Origin of the sequence: Microbacterium sp. B19 (assembly GCF_000333395.1) — a bacterium.
Classification (GTDB): domain Bacteria; phylum Actinomycetota; class Actinomycetes; order Actinomycetales; family Microbacteriaceae; genus Microbacterium.
Window position 1 is genome coordinate 1 of the sequence record NZ_BADA01000066.1, and the last position, 1,705, is coordinate 1,705.

A 1,705-nucleotide genomic window follows, 5' to 3' on the forward strand; every position below is an offset into this window, starting at 1 on the left:
GTACGCGTCGTCGAGAAACGCCTCGAGCGCCCGCACCCGNTGCTTCACCCCCGCCTCGATGCGCGACCACTCGTCGTACGCGATGACCCGGGGCACGGCATCCAGCGGGAACGGACGCTCCTCGCCGGCGAAGTCGAACGTCACGCCCTGGGCGAGATAGGAGCTCGCGAGCGAGTCGGTGCGCCCGCGCAGTTCCTCCTGCGTCATCTGCGCCAGCGTCTGGTAAAGCTCCCGATACGCCTCGCGCGAGGGTACAGCGTCTCCCGGGGCGGCCGGGACACCGAACATCTCGTCGTACGCCGGGATGCCGGATGCGGTCTTGCGCGGCGCCAGCGTGGAGCCGTAACCGTCGAACAGGTCACCCATGCAGCGAGCCTACCGAGGCCCGTGTTGCGGAGGTGTTTCCCCCGCGGCGCGCGCCGCCGTCGCTAGGCTGGCGCGACATCCGTCGCCTCCGCCGAAGGTGCCCTCATGCGCGTGCTCATCACCAGTTCCCGCAACACGTTCGCCCTGGACCTCGTCCGCAAGCTGGGCAGCGTCGGCCACACGGTCTTCGCCAGCGACACGTACGACGGCGCGGTCGGCAACCACTCCCGCTTCCTCGCCGGGCACCTGGTGACCCCGTCTCCCCGATTCGAGACGGATGCCTTCATCGAGACGGTCGGCGCGTACGTGCGCGAGCACGACATCGACGTGATCATCCCCACCTTCGAGGAGGTCTTCTACCTCGCGGCCCGCGTCGCCGACCTCCCGGAGGGCGTCGAGCTGTACGCGGGGGGCTTCGCCGACCTCGCGCGCCTCCACGACAAGGCGAGCTTCCAGCGCCTGGCTCAGGATGCCGGAGTGCCGATCCCCGAGACGGTCGTCGTCACGTCGCCCGACGAACTCCGGGCGGCGATCGACGGCTTCCCGCGGTACTTCGCCCGCGCGGCGTTCTCGCGCGGCGGTGTCGGGCTCCTCACGAACACCGGGCCGCTCGCGGGCAAGGTGCCGATCGAGGACTGCGTGCCGACGCCCGAGCAGCCGTGGCTCGTGCAGCCGTTCGTCGACGGCCCGATGGTCTGCACCTACAGCGTCGTCGTCGACGGCCGCGTCACGGCACACACGACGTACAAGGCCGCCGAGCAGTGGGCGCACAGCACCGCGATCGGCTTCATCGCCGTCGACAGCACCGACACGCTGCGGTACACGCAGCAGCTCATCGACGCCCTCGACCCGACGTTCACAGGCCAGATATCGTTCGACTTCGTCGACCACGGCACCGCCGACGCGCCCGACTACAAGATCATCGAGTGCAATCCGCGCCCCACGAACGGCGTCATCCTGCTCGAGGCCGAGGACGTCTCCCGCGCGATGGAGGGTTCGGTCGATCGGACGGTCGTGGCGGTCCCCGGCACGCAGCGCCAGATCACGCTCGCGGTCCTCGCCGACGCCTTCACCGAGCCGCTGTCGCACCTGCCCCATACGCTGCACGACCTCGTGCGGGTCCGCGACGTCGGCGCCGGATGGTGGGACGACGCCGCGATGCTGTGGAGCCCGGCGACCATCGTGCACGGCGCCAAGATCTCGCACGGCGACCGCAAGGAGGTGCTGGCCGCCCTCGGCGACGACATCGTCTGGAACGGCGAGCCGATCCAGGGCATGTCCTCCGCCGACGCCGAGGCCCTGGAGGCGGTGCACCGGGGTCCCCGCGCGTGAGGGGTCA

Annotated in this window: 1 protein-coding gene and 1 pseudogene; one reads left to right on the top strand and one right to left on the bottom strand. The window is 70.4% G+C overall.

The genetic code is table 11. The features are described 5' to 3' along the window. Window positions 1–366 (bottom strand): annotated as a pseudogene (locus tag I5G_RS20180) (circularly permuted type 2 ATP-grasp protein); the annotation flags it as partial. 105 nt (window positions 367–471) lie between these two features. On the opposite strand from I5G_RS20180, the gene I5G_RS02475 reads away from it, so the two are divergent. Beyond that, entirely contained in the window at window positions 472–1,698 is a 1,227-nt protein-coding gene (locus tag I5G_RS02475; protein ID WP_022877643.1) for a carbamoyl phosphate synthase large subunit, read from the top strand. Window positions 1,699–1,705: the final 7 nt, after the last annotated feature.

Coding starts and splice junctions, on each gene's coding strand:
- I5G_RS02475 (WP_022877643.1), top strand. CDS start 472: ATGCGCGTGCTCATCACCAGTTCCCGCAACACGTTCGCCCTGGACCTC.